The sequence below is a fragment of the Actinomycetospora chibensis genome (assembly GCF_028737215.1).
GTDB lineage: Bacteria > Actinomycetota > Actinomycetes > Mycobacteriales > Pseudonocardiaceae > Actinomycetospora > Actinomycetospora chibensis.
The window spans coordinates 13,627-32,945 of the sequence record NZ_JAQZAM010000021.1; the positions used below are offsets into that span (position 1 = coordinate 13,627).

The 19,319-nt window shown below is 73.2% G+C and carries 21 protein-coding genes, 2 tRNA genes and 1 pseudogene; 13 read left to right on the forward strand and 11 right to left on the reverse strand.

The genetic code is table 11. The features are described from left to right. The first annotated feature begins 41 nt into the window (after positions 1 to 41). From PH189_RS25410 to PH189_RS25450, 9 genes are all read left to right on the forward strand, one after another. The gene (locus PH189_RS25410; protein WP_274191643.1) at positions 42 to 929 is read left to right on the forward strand and encodes a YhjD/YihY/BrkB family envelope integrity protein; all 888 of its coding nucleotides are present in this window, start codon (positions 42 to 44) and stop codon (positions 927 to 929) included. After that, on the forward strand, positions 926 to 1,744 hold the full coding sequence (locus tag PH189_RS25415) for a carotenoid biosynthesis protein (RefSeq protein ID WP_274191644.1): 819 nt from the start codon (positions 926 to 928) through the stop codon (positions 1,742 to 1,744). Before PH189_RS25410 ends, PH189_RS25415 begins: the two co-directional genes overlap by 4 nt. Next, positions 1,741 to 2,895 (forward strand): glycosyltransferase family 2 protein, encoded by a 1,155-nt coding sequence (locus PH189_RS25420; protein WP_274191645.1) that lies wholly within the window; start codon positions 1,741 to 1,743, stop codon positions 2,893 to 2,895. Before PH189_RS25415 ends, PH189_RS25420 begins: the two co-directional genes overlap by 4 nt. Then, entirely contained in the window at positions 2,892 to 4,112 is a 1,221-nt protein-coding gene (locus tag PH189_RS25425) for a phytoene desaturase family protein (protein ID WP_274191646.1), read from the forward strand. The genes PH189_RS25420 and PH189_RS25425 overlap by 4 nt, the downstream gene beginning before the upstream one ends. 90 nt (positions 4,113 to 4,202) lie before the next feature. Continuing rightward, positions 4,203 to 4,841 carry a hypothetical protein gene (locus tag PH189_RS25430; protein WP_274191647.1) on the forward strand — a complete coding sequence of 213 codons (639 nt, stop codon included), beginning with the start codon at positions 4,203 to 4,205 and terminating at the stop codon, positions 4,839 to 4,841. Beyond that, a complete protein-coding gene (locus PH189_RS25435; protein WP_274191648.1) occupies positions 4,838 to 5,065 on the forward strand; it encodes a hypothetical protein in 228 nt (75 codons plus the stop codon). The genes PH189_RS25430 and PH189_RS25435 overlap by 4 nt, the downstream gene beginning before the upstream one ends. After that, positions 5,062 to 5,421 carry a hypothetical protein gene (locus PH189_RS25440; RefSeq protein ID WP_274191649.1) on the forward strand — a complete coding sequence of 120 codons (360 nt, stop codon included), beginning with the start codon at positions 5,062 to 5,064 and terminating at the stop codon, positions 5,419 to 5,421. The genes PH189_RS25435 and PH189_RS25440 overlap by 4 nt, the downstream gene beginning before the upstream one ends. A gap of 3 nt (positions 5,422 to 5,424) precedes the next feature. Then, positions 5,425 to 5,673, forward strand: a complete 249-nt coding sequence (locus tag PH189_RS25445) for a helix-turn-helix transcriptional regulator (RefSeq protein WP_337994194.1) — start codon at positions 5,425 to 5,427, stop codon at positions 5,671 to 5,673. A 6-nt stretch (positions 5,674 to 5,679) separates the two neighbouring features. After that, positions 5,680 to 6,846 (forward strand): tyrosine-type recombinase/integrase, encoded by a 1,167-nt coding sequence (locus PH189_RS25450; RefSeq protein ID WP_274191650.1) that lies wholly within the window; start codon positions 5,680 to 5,682, stop codon positions 6,844 to 6,846. Positions 6,847 to 6,903: 57 nt separating this feature from the next. Here the strand turns inward: PH189_RS25450 and PH189_RS25455 are convergent. The 8 genes from PH189_RS25455 to PH189_RS25490 form a co-directional block, all read right to left on the reverse strand. Then, a tRNA-Lys gene (locus PH189_RS25455) sits at positions 6,904 to 6,976 on the reverse strand. A 62-nt stretch (positions 6,977 to 7,038) separates the two neighbouring features. After that, positions 7,039 to 7,111, reverse strand: a tRNA-His gene (locus tag PH189_RS25460). 76 nt (positions 7,112 to 7,187) lie between these two features. Further along, entirely contained in the window at positions 7,188 to 7,862 is a 675-nt protein-coding gene (gene orn / locus PH189_RS25465) for an oligoribonuclease (protein ID WP_274191651.1), read from the reverse strand. A 10-nt stretch (positions 7,863 to 7,872) separates the two neighbouring features. Next, a complete protein-coding gene (locus tag PH189_RS25470; protein WP_274191652.1) occupies positions 7,873 to 9,357 on the reverse strand; it encodes a PH domain-containing protein in 1,485 nt (494 codons plus the stop codon). Continuing rightward, positions 9,354 to 9,860 carry a PH domain-containing protein gene (locus tag PH189_RS25475; protein ID WP_274191653.1) on the reverse strand — a complete coding sequence of 169 codons (507 nt, stop codon included), beginning with the start codon at positions 9,858 to 9,860 and terminating at the stop codon, positions 9,354 to 9,356. Before PH189_RS25475 ends, PH189_RS25470 begins: the two co-directional genes overlap by 4 nt. 123 nt (positions 9,861 to 9,983) lie before the next feature. Next, positions 9,984 to 11,609, reverse strand: a complete 1,626-nt coding sequence (locus PH189_RS25480) for an AMP-binding protein (RefSeq protein WP_274191654.1) — start codon at positions 11,607 to 11,609, stop codon at positions 9,984 to 9,986. Then, a complete protein-coding gene (locus tag PH189_RS25485) occupies positions 11,606 to 13,627 on the reverse strand; it encodes an SDR family oxidoreductase (protein WP_274191655.1) in 2,022 nt (673 codons plus the stop codon). The genes PH189_RS25480 and PH189_RS25485 overlap by 4 nt, the downstream gene beginning before the upstream one ends. Before the next feature lie 69 nt (positions 13,628 to 13,696). Continuing rightward, complete coding sequence (locus PH189_RS25490) at positions 13,697 to 13,885, reverse strand: hypothetical protein (RefSeq protein WP_274191656.1); 189 nt, start codon at positions 13,883 to 13,885, stop codon at positions 13,697 to 13,699. 29 nt (positions 13,886 to 13,914) lie between these two features. On the opposite strand from PH189_RS25490, the gene ligD reads away from it, so the two are divergent. Together ligD and PH189_RS25500 are read left to right on the forward strand one after the other, a co-directional pair. After that, positions 13,915 to 14,913: a non-homologous end-joining DNA ligase gene (gene ligD, locus PH189_RS25495; RefSeq protein WP_274191657.1), complete on the forward strand. Its 999-nt coding sequence runs from the start codon at positions 13,915 to 13,917 to the stop codon at positions 14,911 to 14,913. Further along, entirely contained in the window at positions 14,910 to 15,536 is a 627-nt protein-coding gene (locus PH189_RS25500) for a CDP-alcohol phosphatidyltransferase family protein (protein ID WP_274191658.1), read from the forward strand. Before ligD ends, PH189_RS25500 begins: the two co-directional genes overlap by 4 nt. Positions 15,537 to 15,577: 41 nt before the next feature. On the opposite strand, the gene PH189_RS25505 is transcribed toward PH189_RS25500, so the two are convergent. The 3 genes and pseudogenes from PH189_RS25505 to PH189_RS25515 form a co-directional block, all read right to left on the reverse strand. Continuing rightward, positions 15,578 to 16,363 (reverse strand): hypothetical protein, encoded by a 786-nt coding sequence (locus PH189_RS25505; protein WP_274191659.1) that lies wholly within the window; start codon positions 16,361 to 16,363, stop codon positions 15,578 to 15,580. A 122-nt stretch (positions 16,364 to 16,485) separates the two neighbouring features. Beyond that, positions 16,486 to 16,731: pseudogene (locus tag PH189_RS25510) on the reverse strand (WhiB family transcriptional regulator); the annotation flags it as partial. Further along, positions 16,731 to 17,135 carry a hypothetical protein gene (locus PH189_RS25515; RefSeq protein ID WP_274191660.1) on the reverse strand — a complete coding sequence of 135 codons (405 nt, stop codon included), beginning with the start codon at positions 17,133 to 17,135 and terminating at the stop codon, positions 16,731 to 16,733. The gene PH189_RS25515 and the pseudogene PH189_RS25510, both read right to left, overlap by 1 nt. Before the next feature lie 211 nt (positions 17,136 to 17,346). On the opposite strand from PH189_RS25515, the gene PH189_RS25520 reads away from it, so the two are divergent. Both PH189_RS25520 and PH189_RS25525 read left to right on the forward strand, forming a co-directional pair. Further along, positions 17,347 to 18,429, forward strand: coding sequence for a hypothetical protein (locus PH189_RS25520; RefSeq protein WP_274191661.1), 1,083 nt, complete (start codon positions 17,347 to 17,349; stop codon positions 18,427 to 18,429). Further along, positions 18,407 to 19,162 carry a class I SAM-dependent methyltransferase gene (locus PH189_RS25525; protein WP_274191662.1) on the forward strand — a complete coding sequence of 252 codons (756 nt, stop codon included), beginning with the start codon at positions 18,407 to 18,409 and terminating at the stop codon, positions 19,160 to 19,162. The genes PH189_RS25520 and PH189_RS25525 overlap by 23 nt, the downstream gene beginning before the upstream one ends. Positions 19,163 to 19,319: the final 157 nt, after the last annotated feature.

Consider the following 19,319-nt stretch of genomic DNA (forward strand, 5'->3'; position numbering starts at 1 on the left):
GCGACCGGTTGTGCCGCCTCCACCTCGGGTACGCCCGGCCGGTGCCCCGTCGACCCGCGCCGATCGCCACCTCCATGGCGCTCGTCCGGGACGTCGGGACGACGTTGCGCGGGCGCGACCTGGCTGCCGTCGCCGCAGGCTTGACCTACTTCGCCGCCCTCGGCGTCGTGCCGTGGCTGCTGCTCGCGGTGTGGGGCGCGGCGCTGCTCACGTCGCCGGAGACGGTCGGCGCGTACCTCGCCGACCTGCGCCTGCTCGTGCCGCCCGAGATGGGCGCGCGGCCGGTCTACGACGCCCTCGTGCGCGCCGGGCTCGACCTCGGTGCGTGGGGTGCGCTCGTCACCGTCCTGCCCGCGACGTTCTACGGCGAGGGCCTGCGACGGGCGTGCCTGCGCCTGTCCCCGCGGCGCGACCGCTTCACGGGCTGGCGGGCCCGGCTGAGCCTCCTGCCCCTCGTGCTCGTGGTGCCCGTCCTCGCCCTCGGGGTGTTCGCCGGGGCGCCGCTGCTCGCCGACCTCGCCCGCACCGGCGGGTTCCTGGCCACCGCCGGCTGGGTCGTCGTCGCGTTCCACCTCTCCTTCGTCGCTCTCGGCGTGGTGCTGGCCTGGGGGTTCCGGGTCGTCGCGCCCGGCGGCCCGGGATGGCGGGCCACCCTGCTCGGGGCCTTCGGGACCGGGGCGGTGCTCGCCGGGTTCCTGCAGGGTTTCCTGCTGTTCCTCGCCCTGCCGATCGACCTGGGAATCCCGTTCGGCGGGCTCGACGTCGTCGGCGCGGCGGTCGCGATCGCCCTCTGGATGTTCGTGCTGCACGTGCTGCTGCTGACGGGCTGGGCGGCCACCGACGCGCTGGACCGGCGTCTGCGGTCGGTCCGGGTCGCGGAGCCGCCCGTCCCGGAGACCGCGGCCGTCGCGGTCGGGGCAGGCCGATGAGCCACGCGACCCGCGTCCGGCCCGCCGTCGCCGGCCAGCCGGGCATCCACCCGACCCGGCACGCCGTGCCCTGGGCGCTCGGTGCGGGCGTCGTCGGCGTGCAGATCGCCTTCCCGCTCACCGGCGGCGGGACGCCGACGCTCACCGTGCTCGCGGTGGTCCTCTTCGCGTGCGCCTCGGTGACGCACGCGCTGCTCACCCGCGGCCCCGCCGCCGCCGTCGGCCTCGTCGTCGTCGCGGGCGGGGGTGGCCTGGCCGCCGAGGCGATCGGCCTCGCGACCGGCCTGCCGTTCGGGCAGTACGCCTACACCGGCTCGCTCGGAGCCGCTGTGCTCGGCGTGCCGCTGGTCGTCCCGGCGGCGTGGATCATGATGGCGTACCCGTCGCTGATCGTCGGGCGACGTCTGACCGCGGCGCTCGGCCGGGGGCGGGGCGTCACCACCGTGCTCGGGGCCTGGGCGCTCGCCACCTGGGACGTCTTCCTCGACCCGCAGATGGTCGAGGCCGGCCACTGGTACTGGCTCGAGCCGTGGCCGACGCTGCCCGGGGTCCCGGGCATCCCGGTGTCCAACTTCGCGGGCTGGCTGCTCGTCGCCCTGCTGATGATCGCCGCCCTGGACCGCGTGCTGCCCGACCGCCACGACGGCGACGACCGACTGCCGCTGGCGCTGTGGTGCTGGACGTTCCTTTCCTCGACGATGGCCGCCGCGGTGTTCTTCGGACGGCCCTCGGTCGCGCTCGTCGGCGGGCTGCTCATGGGTGTCGTCGGGGTGCCGCTGCTGGTGGTGCTCTCCCGCCGCGGGAGCGACGCGTGAGGCTCGTCGGGATCGGCACCGCCCTCGCCCTCGCCTCGCTCGGCCTCACCGTCGACAACCTGCGGCGCCTGCCCGTCCCCGACCCGGCCGCGCGGCCCCCGGGCGAGCGCGTCGCGGTCCTCGTGCCGGCCCGCGACGAGGCCGCGGGCATCGGTGAGGCCGTGCGGGCCCTGCTCGCGGCCGTCGAGGGCTGGTCGGCCCCGGTGGAGATCGTGGTGCTCGACGACGGGTCCACCGACGGCACCGGCGCGCGGGTGCGGGAGCTCGGCGACCCGCGGGTGCGCGTGCTCGACGGCGTGCCACCGCCGCCCGGCTGGCTGGCGAAGCCCTGGGCCTGCCACCAGCTCGTGGGCGCGGCGCACACGCGCACCGGGGTGTTCGTCTTCGTCGACGCCGACGTCCGCGTCGCGCCGCACGGCCTCGCCGCCACCGTCGACCTGCTGCGCCGCCGCGGGCTCGACCTCGTCTCGCCGCACCCGCGCCAGCTCGCCGAGGGGGGCGCCGAGCGCCTGGTCCAGCCGCTGCTGGCGTGGTCGTGGCTCGCGATGCTGCCGCTGCGGGTCGCCGAGCTCTCGTCCCGTCCGACGCTGACCGCGGCCAACGGGCAGCTGCTCGCCGTCGACGCGCAGGCGTACCGGGCGGCCGGCGGCCACGCCCGTGGCGAGGTCCTCGACGACCTCGCCCTGCTCCGGGCGCTCAAGCGGGTCGGGGGACACGGGATCGTCGCCGACGGCACGGACGTCGCGACGTGCCGCATGTACCGGGGCGCCGCCGAGCTGCGCGAGGGCTACGCGAAGTCGTTGTGGGCCGCGTTCGGGTCACCGGTGGGCGCCGCCGGAGTGCTCGCCCTCCTCGGTCTGACCTACGTCCTGCCCGCGCTGGCGGCCCTGGGCGGCTCGCGGGTCGGCCTGGTGGGCTACCTCGCAGGGGTCGCGAGCCGGGCGCTCGCCGCCCGGCGGACGGGCGCCCGCGTCCGCGACGCGGTCGCCCACCCGGTGTCCGTGCTCGCGGTCGGGGCGCTGACCGTCGACTCCCTGCGGCGCCGTCGCGCAGGCACGCTGCGCTGGCGGGGCCGCCCCGTCGAGGCCGCGCCGGGGCCGCCAGCCGAGCGGCGATCCGAGCAGCGGTCCGAGCAGCGGCCCGCGGCGTGACCGACCCGCGCGTCGTGGTCGTCGGCGGCGGGCTCGGCGGGCTGGCGACGGCGGCGCGACTGGCCGCCGCGGGCTCCCCGGTGACGGTGCTCGAGCAGGCCGACCGGGTCGGCGGGAAGCTCGGCACCGTCGAGCTCGGCGGCTTCCGCTTCGACACCGGCCCGTCGTTGGTGACCATGCCCGCGGTGTTCGAGCGGCTCTTCGCCGACACCGGGGCGCCCCTGCACGACGTCCTCGACCTCCGGCGCCTCGACGTCGCCGCCCGCTACCGGTTCGGCGACGGCGTGGAGCTCGACCTGCCCGGCGAGCGCCCGGCGATCGGACCGGCGATGGACGCCGCGCTCGGCGACGGCGCCGGCGCGCAGTGGGAGGCGTTCCTGCGCCACGCCGAGCGCGTGTGGGACGCGACCCACGAGCACTTCCTGGAGTCGCCGGTCTCCCCCGGCGGGCTCGCGCGCCTGTCGCTGCGGGTCCGCGACCTGATCGCCGTCGCCCCCTGGCGCAGCCTGCGCGGGGTGGGCGCGCGCCACCTCCACGACCCGCGCCTGGGCCTGCTGCTCGACCGTTACGCCACCTACTCCGGCTCCGACCCGCGTCGCGCCCCCGCCGCGCTGGCCGTCGTGCCGTACGTGGAGCAGCAGTTCGGGTCCTGGTACGTGCCCGGCGGGCTGCGCCGTCTCGCGGAGGTGGTCGCGGACCGGTGCCGGGCGCTGGGGGTGACGCTGCGGACCGGGGAGCGGGTGACGTCGATCGACACCTCCGATGGGCACGTGCGCGGGGTGCGGCTCGGGTCCGGGGAGGGTGTCCCGGCCGACGTCGTCGTCGCGAACTCCGACGCGGCGACCGTGTACGGGCCCGGCGGGCTCCTCCCCCACGCGCCGTCGGCCCGCCGGCTGGCAGCACCACGCCGTCGTCGTCGGGGTTCGTGCTGCTGCTCGGGCTCGACGGCCGGGACCCGGCGACCCCGCACCACCGGGTGCTCTTCCCGCCATCGCGCGCGGCCTACGACGCGGAGTTCGACGCGTACCGCGGCGCCGACCCGCCGGCCGCCCCGGCGGTGTACGTGCACGCCCCCGACGACCCCGCGCTGCGCCCCCACGACGGCTCCGAGGCGTGGTTCGTGCTGGTCACCGCCCCACGTCACGACCCGGGCGGCGGCGTGGACTGGGACGCGCCGGGGCTTGCGGAGCGGTACGCCGAGCGCATCCTGGCGCTGATGGCCGAGCGGGGCGTCGACGTCCGGCACCGGTTCGGGCAAGACGCAGTTCGCGAACGGGCTGCTCACCCAGATCGCCGCCGCCTCCGACGTGCTGATCACCGGCTCGGACATCACCGGGCTGCTGCTCGGGCGCCCGTTCGAAGGCACGGTCCACCGCCCGCATCAGGTCGTGGGCACCGGCGACATCGGGGCCCACGCGGTGCTGCTGGAGGGCCTGGTCGCCGAGATGGACCGCCGGCTCGCGGCGATCCCGCCACGGGAGGACCGCATCGAGCCCACCCCGGCCACACCGACGGTGCTCGTCGTCCTGGAGGAGTTCCCCGGTCTGCTGCGCGCCGCCGACTCACTGCCCAAGCCCAAGCGCGGTGAGGGTGTCCCGGTCGGCGACCGCATCCGCACCGCGGTGCTCCGTCTCCTCTCCGAGGGCCGCAAGGCGGCGTTCCGGGTGCTGATGCTGGCCCAGCGTTTCGAGGCCACCGCTGTGGCTGGCGGCTACGCCCGCGACCAGTTCGCGCTGCGTCTGTCGTTCCGGGTGCCGGCGGATTCCCTTGAGATGCTCCACGGCACCGACGCCCGACCCCTGGGCCAGGAGCACGCCAACGCCGCTCCCGGCGTGGCCTACCTCTCGGGGCTCGGCCGCGACTGCGAACGCATCCGCGTCCCGTACCTCGGCGACTACGGCACCTACGTCGACCGCATCCAGGCCCACGGACGGCGGGCCGCGTGATGAACCTCGTCGCCATCGTCATCATCGCCGGCCTGGTCACCGCGCTGCTGATCAAGAGCCGCCGTGCCGCGCCCGCGCTCGTCTCCGGCGTCGTGACCCTCGTGCTGCTGTTCGCCGCCTTCCCGACGCTCGGCCCGGCCGTCACGTCCTCGGCTGGCGAGTTCGCCCACCAGCTCGGCGCCGCCACCGACCGCGCCGCCGACGTCCCGGAGGACACCCGATGAACGATCAGCCCCTCAGCCTCGCCGGCTGCGTCGCCGAAGCCGCTGAGACCGTCCGCGAGGCCAACCACGCCGTCACGACAGCCCTCTTCGCGGCCACCGACGCCTACGACGTTGTCGGACACGTCAGCGTCCTGGTCCACCGTCACGGCCAGCTCCTCGACTTCCTGACCGATCAGCTCCGCCGGGCCGATCCCGCCGGCTACGTCGACGACCGCGGCCACGACCCGTCGACGGCGCTGCGTGACGCCCACGGCGCCCTCACCGATGCCCGCGGCCTGGTCGCCGATGTCGGCGCCTTCCTCGACCGCGCCCACAACCACCTCGGCCACCTCGGCCGGATTGCCCTGGAGGACTGACCTGTGAGCACTTACGACGTCGTCCGGCCCGTCGGCCAGCGCCCCACGCCCACCCCGCCGGCCGCCCGCCCGGAACGACGTTGGAGCGCCCAGGACGTTGCCGACTACCTCGGGATCGCGCTGAGCACCGTCTACCAGTGGCGCTGCTCGGGCTACGGGCCCCGCGGCCGCCGTGTCGGGCGTTACCTGCGCTACGACCCCGACGAGGTCCGGGCCTGGTTCGACGGCCTCGCCGACCCGCAGGCCGGCTGACCGGCGATGCCTCGTCCACCCACCGCGGTCGGCACCTACGGAACGATCAGGGTCAACGGCGAGCCCGGCCACTACGTCGCGCGGGCCTGGTTCCGCGACCTCGACGGCAAGGCCCGCCAGGTCGAGCGCAGCGGCCCGACCAAGGCCAAGGCCCGCGACGCGCTGAAGCTCGCCCTGCGCGACCGGGCCCGCACCGCCACCGGCATCGGCGGCGACACCCGCATCCGCGAGATCGCCCCGGAGTGGCTGGCCGGGATCGACGCCGCGGTGAACGCGGGGGAGCGGTCACCGAGTACCGCCGAGCAGTACCGCCGTCAGCTCGACGGGGTGGTCCTGCCCGGCGTGGGGGAGCTGCGGGTCCGGGAGGCGACGGTGCCGCTGCTCGACAGCTTCATCCAGACGGTGCAGGTCCACCGCGGCACCGCGTCGGCGAAGCTCGCCCGCTCGGTGCTCTCGGGCCTGCTCGGGGTCGCGGTGCGCCACGGTGCGATCCCGACCAACCCGGTCCGCGACCTCTCGCGCATCCACACCGGCCGGCGCAAGGCCACCCGCTCACTGACCCCGCCCGAGTGCCGCGCGTGGCTGGCCCAGCTCGACGCCGACGAGGACGCTCGCGACAAGGACCTGCCCGACCTCTGCCGGTTCATGATCGGCACCGGGGTGCGCATCGGGGAGGCGCTGGCCGTGGCGTGGCCGGAGGTCGACCTCGACGAGGCCACCGTGGACGTGTCCCGCACGCTGATCCGGCTCAGGGGCGTCGGCCTGATCCGGAAGTCGACCAAGACCGAGACCGGTGAGCGCATCCTGACCCTGCCGCGGTTCGTGGTCACGATGTTGCGTCGGCGCAATCCCGACGGCGACGCCCTTGGGCCGGTGTTTCCCGACACCCTCGGCGGCTGGCGCGACCCGTCGAACACCCGCCGGGCGCTGCGCGATGCCCGCGGTAGCGAGGGCTTCGCGTGGGTCACCAGCCACGTGTTCCGCCGGACCTGCGCCACGATCCTCGACCAGTCCGGCCAGTCGTCGCGCTCGATCGCCGACCAGCTCGGGCACGCCCAGGTGTCGATGACCCAGAACCACTATTTCGGGCGGCGCATCGCCAACCCGGCTGCGGCCGCGGCGCTCGACGCGTGGCACGACCAGCACGATCAGGAGGACGCAAATCGTGGGTAAATCATGGACCCCGGCCCGGGCACGGAGGGTGGTCCGGCCTCTGAGCTGGAAAGACTGTGCGCCGTCAGGGACTCGAACCCCGAACCCAGTGATTAAGAGTCACTTGCTCTGCCCATTGAGCTAACGGCGCGTGATCGAAACCCTAGCAAAGCCAGCGTTCCGATCCGACAGCGGGTGGACCACTGCCGTCCGGGTGAGTGACGGGACTTGAACCCGCGACACCTGGGATCACAACCCAGTGCTCTGCCAACTGAGCTACACCCACCATTGGCCTCTCCGGGGAGGCCCCGGTGAGTCGTGTACGAGCCTACAAGCCGGGTGCGAGCGGCTTGCGACCGCCCTCAGGCCCCCGGCGGGGGCGCCTGGCCACCCGCCGGACCCGGCTCGGTGGCCTCGGCGGAAAGGACGCCGGAACGGTCGTCGGCCACCACTGAGGCGGCCGCAGCCTGGGCCTCGTCGGTGGTCGGCCCGGGCAGGGGTACGAAGGCCGTGCGGCGGTAGTACTCGAGCTCGCGGATCGACTCGCGGATGTCGGCGAGCGCGCGGTGGGCGAGCCCCTTCTCCGGCTGCGCGTAGTAGATGCGCGGGTACCAGCGCCGGCACAACTCCTTGATCGAGCTGACGTCGACCATCCGGTAGTGCAGGTAGCCGTCGAGCTCGGGCATGTCGCGGGCGAGGAAGCCGCGGTCGGTGGCGATCGAGTTGCCGCACAGGGGCGCCGAGCGGCCCTCGGGCACGTGCTCGCGGATGTAGTCGAGGACGAGCTTCTCGGCCTCGGCCATCGTCACCGTCGACTGCCGCACCTCGTCGGTCAGGCCCGACTTGGCGTGCATGTCGCGGACGACGTCCGGCATGGCCTCGAGGGCCTCGTCGGACGCGTGGATGACGACGTCGACACCCTCACCGAACGGGACGAGGTCCGCGTCGGTCACCAGGGCCGCGATCTCGATGAGCGCGTCGTGGCCCAGGTCGAGTCCGGTCATCTCGCAGTCGATCCACACCAGCCGGGCACTCACCCGGACGACCTTAACGGCGCACGAGCCGCCCGGCTCCCCGACCGTCGATCACGAAAGGTGCCAGCAGGCCGGGGGTGACGTCCTCGACCAGCTCGAGGGCGCGGTCGACGCCGACGTCGAGCACCTCGTAGCGACCGCGTCCGGCGGCGGTCACCGCATGCAGGGTGACCAGCCCGGCGCGGCGCTGGGTCAGCGACTGGGTGAGCCGCCAGCCGATCACCCCGCCGCGGCGCAGGACGACGGTGCGCCGCACCCAGGCCCCGTGGCGGCTGACGAGGTGCGTGCCCGTGAGCGCGTGCCCCAGCGACCTGATCCGGTCGACGGCGAGCAGCACGGAGGCGCCGAGCAGGATCGGCACGACAACGGGGTCGGCCGGGGCCTCGGGCCGGGCGAGCAGCACGGCGCACACGACCAGCACCGGGCCGACGCCGCGGGTCAGCCGACGGACGACGGCCGCGCGGGGGTGGCGGACGAGCGGGGCGCGCGTGCCCTCCTCCTCCCCGACGCCGAGCACGCCGGCGGCCACCTGGTGGGCCCTGCGCCGCGGCATCGCCGGGCCGACGGCGCCGACGTGCTCGCCCTGGCCGTCGGCCCGCAGGCCGGTGGTCAGGGCCAGCGGGCGCGCCCCACGGCCGAGGCGCACCAGCAGCGGTTCGTCGAGCTCGACGCCGCGCAGGCGCCGGCCCTCGAGGGACAGGGTCCGGCGGGTCAGCAGGCCGCGCCGCAGCACGAGCCCGCCGTCGTCGGCGCGCGTGAGCCGGTAGCCCCACCAGCCCTCGACGAACACGACGGCGGCCCCGAAGACCGCCGTGGCGAGCAGGGCCACCGCGCCGAGCCACACCGGCGCGCGCCCGGCGCCCTCGCGCAGGGTCTCGGTGACCGGCGCCCGCAGCGAGAACTCCTCGGCGAGGCGGAAGAGCCCGAGCCACACCACACCCACGACGGCGATCGCCGAGAACGTCAGCGGGGCGAACCGCACCCAGGTCCAGCGCAGGCGGGCGAGCTCGGGCACCGGTGCGTCGGCGTCGACCGGGGCCTCGCCGAGCAGCAGGGCGCGGAGCCGCTCGGCCTCGACGCGGCGGACGGCGTCGAGGGTCAGCTCGGCGTCGTCGCCACCCTCACGCCGTCCCGTGCCCACGCGTACCACGGCGAGCCCGAACAGGCGGTGCGCCGGGTTGGCCGTGAGGTCGGCGGTGCGGATGCGGTCGCGGTGCACGCTGCGGTGGTGGCGGCGCAGCAGGCCCGTGCGCAGCTCCACGCGGTCGGTGCCGATCCGGTAGGACGTCGTGAACCAGCGCGAGATCCCGAACGCGAGCACCGCGACGGCGAGCGCGATGCCCCCGCCGAGACGCCATCGATCGTCGCTGGTGCCGCCGGTGATCGCGATGACGAGCAGGACCGGGACGAGCTTGATCAGGTCGACGGCGGGGTGGACCACGAGCATCCGGCGGTCGAGGCGCTGCCAGCCGAGGCCGTCGGACGGGGAGGAGGTCACGTCGCGTCGCCCCCGAGGGTCTCGGTGACCCTCGTCAGCCGGTCGGCGAGGTCGACCGCGGCGTCGGCGTCGAGCCCGTCGATCGTCAGTGCGCCGCTGGCGGAGGCCGTCGTGACCGTCACCGAGGACAGACCGAAGGCGCGCTGCAGCGGCCCGCGGTCGGTGTCGACGGTCTGGACCCGCGAGATCGGGGCGATGCGCCACTCGAGGCGCAGCCAGCCCGAGAGGGTGTGGACGGCGTCGTCGGTGATCTCCCAGCGGTGCAGGGCGTAGCGCCAGCGGGGGACGACGAGCATGTGTGCGACGCCGACGACGGCCGTCGCCACCCCCGTGACGATCATCAGCGAGGTGTAGGTCGGGAGGACGACGGCGACGGCGACCTGGGGGACGAGCAGGCCGACGGTCGTGATCGCCGACCGCAGCGCCCACCACGACCGGGCGCGGGGGCTCACGCGGTGCGCGGGCGCGCGCAACCGCGAGGCGCCCGGCTCCGGCGTGGTCACCGGGCCAGTCTGCCCAATCCCGGCATCCGTCTGCTCGCTCGCGAGCCGCCCCGGCCAGTGATCGAAGTACCGTGACGGACACTGAACGTCTGCGACGGCACTTCGCTGACACTCACGAGGCCCTCACGAGTCCGAGGACCCGAGCTCCGACTTGAGCACCTTGCCGGTGTTGTTGCGCGGGAGCTCGTCGAGGAACTCGACGTCGCGGGGGGTCGCGAAGCGGGCGAGGTTGTTCTTGACGTGGTCACGCACGGCGTCCGCGTCGACCTTCGCCCCGGACTCGAGCACGAGGTAGGCCGCCAGGCGCTGGCCGTACTCGTCGTCGTCGACGCCGACGACCGCGGCCTCCTTGACGCCCTCCATGTCGGACAGCAGGCCCTCGACCTCCCCGGCGTGGATGTTCTCGCCCCCGGAGACGATCATGTCGTCGGCGCGGCCGGAGATGAACAGCAGGCCGTGGCGGTCGTAGTGCCCGAGGTCGCCGGTGCCGAGCATGTCGTCGACGACCTCGGTCTCGCCGCGCCCGCCGGTGTAGCCGGTGAACAGCATGTCGTTGCCGACGAAGATGCGGCCGGTCTCGCCGGCGGGGAGCTCCTGGTCGTCGTCACCCAGGATCTTCACCGTGGTGCCGACGGGCGGGCGGCCGGCGGTACCGGGCTCGGAGCGCAGCTCCTCGGGGCGGGCGATCGACGCCCACGACACCTCGGTGGAGCCGTAGAGCATGTAGAGCTTGTCGCCGAAGGTCTCGAGGAACTCGGTGACCTTCGCCGGCGGCATCGCCGAGCCGGTGGCGGTGACGGTCTTGAGCGCCGACACGTCGTAGCGGGCCTTGACCTCGTCGTCGAGCTCGAGGATGCGCTGGAGCATCACCGGCACCGCGAACATCGACGTGCAGCGGTGCTGGGCGAGCTGGGCCAGCGCGTCCTCGGGGTCGAACTTGCGCCGCAGCACCAGCGTCGAGCCCATCAGCGACCCGATCTGGAACGCCGCGAACCCCCATGTGTGGAACAGCGGCGCCGAGACCAGGGCGTGCTCGCGGGCCGTGAGCGGGATGCGGGAGAGGATCGCGTTGACGACGCCGATGCCGTTCGGCGACGGCCGCTCGGCGCCCTTGGGCGTGCCCGTGGTGCCCGAGGTCAGCACGATCGTCTTGCCGACCGGCGGCTTGGTGGCCAGCGGCTTGGAGCCGTCGGCGCCGATGAGGCCCTCGAGGGTGTCGTCGCCCCAGCACCCGGCGGCCTCGGTCCAGGCGAAGACGCGCTTCACGGTGTCGGGCACCTCGTCGAGGCGGTCGGTGAGGTCGGAGTCGACGACGATCGTGCCGATCTCCTGCTCCTCGGCGACGGCCTTCATCTGCGACGGCGAGAGCCCGGTGTTGAGCAGGACGACGTCGGCGCCGAGCTTGGAGACGGCGAGGATCGTCTCGATGGGGCCGCGGTGGTTGCGGCACAGCACGGCGACGCGGCTGCCGGGGCCGACGCGGCGGTCCGCGAGGGCGCGGGCGAGCCGGTCGGTGCGCTCGTGGATCTCCTTGAACGTCACCGTCCCGCGGTCGTCGACGATCGCGACGCGGTCGGGGTGGCGCCAGCGGCCGACGACGAACGCCGTGGTGGGCGTGAAGCCGTAGCGGTACAGCGCGGTCGGGAACAACGCGGCCCGGTGCGGTGCCACCGGGGCGATGACGCCCGCGTCCGTCAGCAGCCGCAGCCCGGTCGCGAGCTCGGAGGGGGTGCCGAACGGGGTCTTCACCAGTGCACTCCAGGGAGAAGTCGGGCCATGGCCTGGGCGCCGCGCGAGAGCGGGCCCGTGTCGAGCGTCCGGTCGTCGTCACGCCGTTCCTGCTCACTACCCTCACGGGCCGCGGCGGATTCGGGGAACACCCGATATGCGACGTGCATGACGGCGTCCTTCAACCGTGGTGTCAGTGCTCCGGACACCGCGCCGAGCGTCCCCAGCAGCGTGCCGACGTGCTTGGGACGGTCGATGAGCGCGTGCAGCACCTTGTCCGCCGCCTCCTCGGGGGAGTCGGTGGGGAAGGCGTCGTAGATGCGGGTCGGGGCGATCATCGGCGTGCGCACCAGCGGCATGTGCACGGTCGTGAACGTGACGCCCTCGCCGAGCACCTCGGTGGCGACGATGTCGGCCCAGGCGTCCATCGCGGCCTTGCTCGCGACGTACGCGGAGAACCGCGGCGGGCCCGTCTGCACCCCGATCGACGAGATGTCGACGACGTGCCCGAACCGCCGCTCGAGCATGTGCGGCAGCAGCGCGAGCGTCAGCCGGACGGCGCCGAAGTAGTTGATCGCCATCGTGCGCTCGAAGTCGTGGAAGCGGTCGACCTCGAGGCGCACGCCGCGGCGGATCGAGCGGCCGGCGTTGTTGACCAGCATGTCGATGCCCGTGTCGGGCCCGCTGTGATCGTTGATCATCGCCTTGACCAGGGCGTCGACCGACTCGCCGTCGGTGATGTCGCACGAGTACACCCAGGCCTGACCGCCGTCGCGCTCGATCTCGGTGCGGACCTCCTCGAGCTCCTCGGTACGGCGCGCCACGAGCAGCGGCACGCCGCCGGCGCGCGCGACCTTGAACGCGGTCTCGCGCCCGATGCCCGAGGAGGCGCCGGTGATGACCACGCGCCGGCCCTGCAGCGGCCCGCCGGGGCGGGGCCTGCGGTGGCGGTTGGGGTCGAGGTGCTCGCGCCACCAGTCGACGAGCACCCGGGCGTACTCGCCGATCTCCGGGCTCGCGATGCCGGTGCCCGCGAGGGCGCGGCGGGTCTCGTCGCTGCTGAAGGTGGCGCCGAACGTCAGGTGGGGGAGCACCTCGGGCGGGATGTCGAGCTCGGCGAGGGCGATGTCGCGGGCGGCGGCGAGCGCGGGGACCCGCGCGGCCTGCTCGGCCCCGCGCTTCACGAGGGAGCCCACGGCCGTCGGCATCGTGGCCTGCAGCTTCGGGGCGCCGAGCGCGTCGGCGAGGGCGTTGTAGACCTCGGAGAGCGGCTGCGGACGCGGGTGGACGAGGTGGAACGCGCGGTGGTCCATGCCCGGCTCGTGGACGAGGTGGACCATCGCGTCGGCGACGAAGTCGACCGGGACGACGTTGGTGGCGCCGAGCTCGGGCACGGCGAAGCGCAGGGCGCTCGGTAGCCGACCCAACAGCGAGATCGCGGTGAGCAGGTAGTACGGCCCGTCGATCTTGTCCATATCGCCGGTCTGCGAGTCGCCCACGACCACCGCGGGTCGGTAGACGCGCCACGGCACCGTCGACTCCTCGCGGACGATGCGCTCGGCCCGGTACTTCGTCTCGTGGTACGGGTTGCCGAACTCCTGGCCGACGTCGAGGTCGTCCTCGGTGAAGGTGCCCTCGTACTCGCCGGCGACGGCCACCGAGGACACGTGGTGCAGGCAGGAGACGCCGAGGCGCGAGGCCAGCTCGACCACCCCGCGCGTGCCGTCGACGTTGGCCGCGCGGTTGGTGTCGTCGTCGGCGGTGATGTCGTAGATCGCGCCGAGGTGCAGGACGTGGTCGACCCGCCCGGACAGGCCGTCGATCTCGGCGTCGTGCAGGCCGAGCCGCGGCCGCGTCAGGTCGCCGACGACCGGGACGACCTTCTCGTGCCCCTCCACGTGGGTGAGCCGGCGCAGCAGCCGGTCACGTGAGCCCTCACGGACGAGCGCGTACACCGCATCGCAGTCGTCGCGCTGGAGCAGACGGGTGAGGACCGCTCGGCCCAGGAACCCGGTACCGCCGGTCACCAGATACCGCATGGCGGAGGATCGTGGCACAGCCCACGACGCTCCGCACGTGCCGGTTACCGACGGGTCACACCGGCGGCGTCACCGCTCGGGGTCGGTCATCTCGTCGACGTGCTCCTCGACGTCGTCGCCCGATGCGGCGACCGCGTCGGTGGTCTTCTGCTCGCGGGGCTTCGCGGGGTCGAGACCCTCGACCAGCGCCTCCTCGTCGTTCTGCTCGGCGACGTAGCGCTGCTCGATGTTCGCGGCCTCGTTGCGCTGCTCGCTCATGGCGCGACCGTAGGCGGTAGGAAGGCGGGGTGCCGGACGACGTGTGGGATCTCCTGCCCGAGCAGCAGCGTGCGCTACGTCGGGCCGACGACGCGGGGTTCCGGGCACCGATGCTCGCGACGCTGTCGAAGGACCATCCGCCGGGCGCGGGCTGGGTGTTCGAGCGCAAGCTCGACGGTGTCCGGATGATCGCGACGCGGGAGCGCGGGCAGTCGACGCGGCTGTGGTCGCGCAACCAGAAGCCGATGGACGCGAGCTATCCCGAGATCGTCGAGGCCCTCGACGAGCACGGGCCGGCGCGCTTCGTGCTCGACGGGGAGATCACGGCGGCCGACGGGACGTTCTCGAGCCTGCAGGCGCGCATGCACCTCCAGGACCCGAACCGGGCGCGGCGCACCGGGGTGGAGGTGCAGGCGCACCTGTTCGACCTGCTGGTGCTCGACGACGTCGACGTCACGCGGCTCCCGCAGTCGACGCGGCACCGGATCCTGGACGCGATCGTCGACGCGGCGGCGCCGCTGTTCCGCTCGCCCGCCCTCGAGGGCGACCCGTCCGCCCTGCTCGCCGAGGCGTGCGCCGGGGGCTGGGAGGGACTGATCGCCAAGCGCAGCGAGGCGCCGTACGTGGTCGGGGGGCGCAGCCGCGACTGGCTCAAGCTCAAGTGCGTCCGCGACCAGGAGTTCGTCATCGGCGGCTGGACCGATCCCTCGGGATCGCGGCGCGGGCTGGGGGCGCTGCTGGTGGGCTACCACGCTTCCGGGGTGGACGGGTTGCGCTACGCGGGCAAGGTCGGCACCGGCTATGACGCCGCGACGCTGACGATGCTGCGCGACCGCCTCGACCCGCTGGCGACCGACGAGTGCCCCTTCGTCGACGCCCCGCGGGAGAAGGGGCAGCACTGGGTACGGCCGGAGATGGTCTGCGCGGTCGGGTTCGGCGAGTGGACCACCGACGGTCGGCTGCGCCACCCGCGCTACCAGGGCCTGCGCCTCGACAAGGACCCGGCGGAGGTCGTGCGGGAGCAGTGAACGACTTCCTTGCACGGTGGTCGGCGGCGCACGGGGGGATCGAGCCGCGTGGGCTGGTCCTCGCGTGGCTGCGGGTCGTGTTCGTCGTCGTGCGGCCGCTGGCGCGCCGGCGCGTGCCGCCGTGGGTGCTGACGGGGGCGTCGGCGCTGTGCGGGGTGGCGGTGCCCCTCGCGGTCCTCACCGGCCGGTGGGGCCTGCTGGCCGGGGCGGTGCTGGCGGTGGTGTGCGCGCTGCTCGACGGACTGGACGGCGCCGTGGCCGTGCTCACCGACACCGCGACGGCGTGGGGGCGCGTGCTCGACCCGCTGGTCGACCGGATCGGGGACGTCGCGTTCCTCGTGGCGCTGGTGCTGGCGGGTGGGCCGGGGTGGCTCGCGGCCGGGGTGGGGGTGCTGACGCTGCTCCAGGAGTCGGTGCGGGCCTCGGCGCGGCTGCCCGACGTCGGCGTCGTGAGCGTGTGGGAGCGCCCGTCGCGCGTGATCGTCACGGCGCTCGGGCTGGTGGGGGCGTTCGTCAGCCCGGCCCTGCCGGTGGCGACGATCGCGCTGGCGATCGCGGCCGTCCTCGCCGTCGTCGGCTTCGCCCAGGTGGTCGTGACGGTCCGCCGCCGCCTACGTGCGTGATCCTCTGAGCTGTGGCTCAGAAGACCACGCACGTGAGGTGATCAGCCCGGCGGTGATCTCGGCGGACAGGGTGACGAGGGGGAGGCCGCCGCCGGGGTGGGCGGAGCCGCCGACGAGGTAGAGCCCGTCGACGGGTGAGCGGTTGGCCGGGCGCAGGAACGCCGCGAGGGCGCCGTCGGACGAGGTGCCGTAGATCGAGCCGCCGGGCGAGAGGGTCTCGCGCTCGAGGTCGGCGGGCGTGCGCACCGCGCAGTGGCGGATGCGTTCTGGCCCTGCACCCCGAGGTGCCCGGCCTCGGACAGGGCGTGCCCGAGGGTCAGCCCGTTCTCGGTCCGGCCGATGATCACCGGGTCGTGGACCGAGGCGAGGGTGAGCGAGGGCAGCCCGTAGCCGTCGCGCAGGGGGTCGTGGTCGAGCAGGTGCAGACGCACCCACCGCCCGGCGATCGGCTCGACGCGCAGCCCGTGGGCGCCCAGGGTGTGGGCCAGTCGCGGCCCGCGGTCCTTGGCGGTGAAGTCGCCTGGCTCCTGGCCGGCCATCAGCTCCACGGTCAGCGAGGTCGGCGGCCCGAGGCGGACCTCCCCGACCCGCGGGGTGCGCACCGTGATCCCGGAGGCCACCGACACGTACTGGCACAGCCCGATCCCGGCGCAGGCCTCGCGGAACACCCCGCGCAGGGAGTTGGCGAACATGACCACCGAGGCCTCGTACTCGCGGCGGGCCCGCTTCTCACGCAGCCGGGCGAAAAGACCCGGCCGGTGAGCGCCGGGACCATGGCTGCGCCCGGACCGGTGCTCGAGGTGGCGGGTGTGCTCGACGGCGGGCATCACGCGGCCCCCCGCTCAGTGCAGGCCGGGCACAGCGACCCGTCGACCGCGGGCATCGGGAACAGCAGCGAGCACGCCGGGCACATCGGCTCGGCGTCCGCGACCGGGTCCGGCACGCCGTGGGCGCGCAGGTAGCGCATCACCCGGCGCTCACCGGGCGTAGTGGCCGCCCAGATGCCGTGGTCCTGCCCGGAGTCCAGCGCCCACGCCAGGCACTCGCGCTGCACCGGGCAGAACCGGCACACCTGCCGGGCGGCGGCCACCTGGACCTGCACACCCTCGGTGTCGGCGAGGCCCTGGCCGTCGTCGGGCGGGAAGAACAGCTCCGGGTCGGTGTCGCGGCACGCGCCGCGGGTCTGCCAGCGCATCACGCCGCCTCGCCCTCGGCCGAGCGGCGGGCCGGACGCGGAGCCGAGCCGGCCGCGGGAGCGATGCCGTCGGCGGTGAACGACACGTCCACGCCCTTGCCGCCGTTGCGGGCCTGCCGGACCTTCGCCCGCAGGCCCGGCAGCTCCACCGCCGAGTACGGCGCCAGCGCCGGGACCTCGTGGGAGGCAACCCGGATGCCGTGGAGCTCGTGGCGACCGTCCCGACCGGTCGGCAGCATCACGTCGTAGATGCGGACCGGCGCGTTGGTCTCCTCGTCGATCAGCGGCTGACCGGACGAGCGTCGGCCGTTCGGACCGTCCTCCCAGCGCTCCATCGTCTGCGCGTGACCTGTAGCTATGGCCGCCATCTGCCCGGTGTCGATCGGGGCATTGAATTCGAACATGTCTCTCGCGTCCCTTCTGCTCGTCACCGCCAATTGCGGCACGGAAACAGCTTGGGATGCGGGCCCTTAATCCGTCATCTACGCTTCCCTGCACGCCCGCCACTCGATTCGACGGGAGCCACTTGCGCGCACGCAAATGCCCTTGCCCTACACAGTTGACTTGTCTAGAGTGGTCGACAGTTGCTCGCCGTCGAATTCCGAGGTCACGGCTATGGCTGTCGCTCCGAAATCTCTCGCACGAATCGCCGAGTCCTCGGGCTTCGGAATGGCCGATGTCGCATTCCTGACGGGTCTCGACGAGAGCACCGTGTGCCGGCTGTGGGACAACCCCGACTGGCTCGACCGCGTGAAGGGCAGCTCCCTCCAGGCGATCGTGGCGGTGGTGCCGGGCGTTGGTGAGTACGTCCTCGGCTACTCGTTGGCTGATCGGCGCAACCGGCTCGCGGACCGCCTGAGCGATCAGAACGTCGAAGTCGACACCGCCGCGTTCCGCCGGCTGGTCCAGGAGCGCCGTATCCCCGAGCAGTACCTCAGCAATGCCCTCGACACCGCAGCGTGCGTGCTCGATGGAGACGTCCGCCAGGCCGCCGCGCACCTGGCCCGCTTCTGGGGCCGAGAGCAGGACTACGCGCTCGGGTTCGTGTTCGGGACGAACGACAGCGACGCCCTACTAGTAGACGCCGTCCCGCTCGTGGCCGCTGCCTCCGCCATGGTCGATCAGCTGAGCAGCCGCTCGAACTCCTTCCACGCGATCGTGGCGCAGGCGAACCTCCTGCACCACATCTCGCGCAGCACGGGTCAGCCGGCGAGTGTCGACGCGGACGAGGTGAACCGGAACACCGCACTCGCGTTTCGCAGCTCGGTCATCGGACAGATCATGGCGACCAACGATGCCGACCTGGCCAACGGCTACAGCCGATCGGTGAAGTCCTCCCCGCTACTGGCGATGGTGGAGGACTGGGCGTTCCCGACCTACACGCACGACGCCAAGCCCACGCCCGACTTCTCTTTGCCGCGCTCGCTACTCCTCCGGCACACCGCGGACGAGGTGATCCGCGAAGTCGACGAGTACAACGACGCTTACCTGATCTACCTCGCCGAGACGTCGATCCCGACCATCATCGCTACCGACGAGACGTTCGGCCTCCGCCGCGACGACCTGCGGTCGAGGCTGCGAGCCCGTCGAGAGCGGGTGTTGCTGCCGCAGGCTGCCACCGCCTGCGACGCTATCCTCGGACAGCTAGACGGGACGGCGAGCGCAGTCGGAGGCAGTGGCTTTGACCAGCAGTGGTAGCGAGTCCGACACCTACGCGCGGAATGCCGACTTCTGGATCAAGATCATCCGCGAGGGGCTAGACCGCTACCGCACCGAGCTGACAGACGATGCAGTACTGGATGCCGTCGGTCCGTGCGACGGCTTGGACGTGCTCGACGCTGGCTGCGGCGAGGGCTACATGGGACGGCTGCTCGCGGAGCGCGGCGCGCGAGTCGTCGGCGCGGACATCTCCGACTCGCTCGTCGATGCCGCCAGGGCGCACGAAGACGCCGAACGCCTGGGCCTCCGATACGAGGTCGCGAGTCTCGAAGACCTCACGGAGCCAGACGACAGTTTCGACCTCGTCGTCTGCAACCACGTCCTGAGCGATGTGGCAGACCCCGGACGAGCACTGGCCGAACTGGGCCGGGTTCTCCGGCCCGGCGGGAGGCTCGTGGCGCTGATGCTTCACCCGTGCTTCTACACAGCACACGCGGAACGAGACGCCTCGGGATCAATCCCCGTAACTACGTACTTCACGGAGAGAACGATCTCGCAGCCGTTCAACGTGGCGGGGATCGAATCTCCGGATCAGGTACATATGAATTTCCGGCCGCTTGAGTTCTACGCGTCCGCACTAGCTAGTGCAGGATTCGCGATAACCATGCTTAGCGAACCGCACCCATCTCCGGAGTGTCTAAAGACCGACGATTGGTGGCGCAGCAACTTCAAGAGGCCCCTCTTTCTCCTTATTTCGGCTGCTCACGGTTAGGCGTAAGAGAATCGCAGCAGCAGCAGCAGCAGAGAATTTCGACGATCCCGGTCTCCCTCTCGTGCGCGTTGCCCAGTGGTCAGGGCCGGCGAACTTGACGCCGAGACCTCGCCAACCCCTCATGCATGACCGAGCCGACAGCGCGACGGGGGCAAAG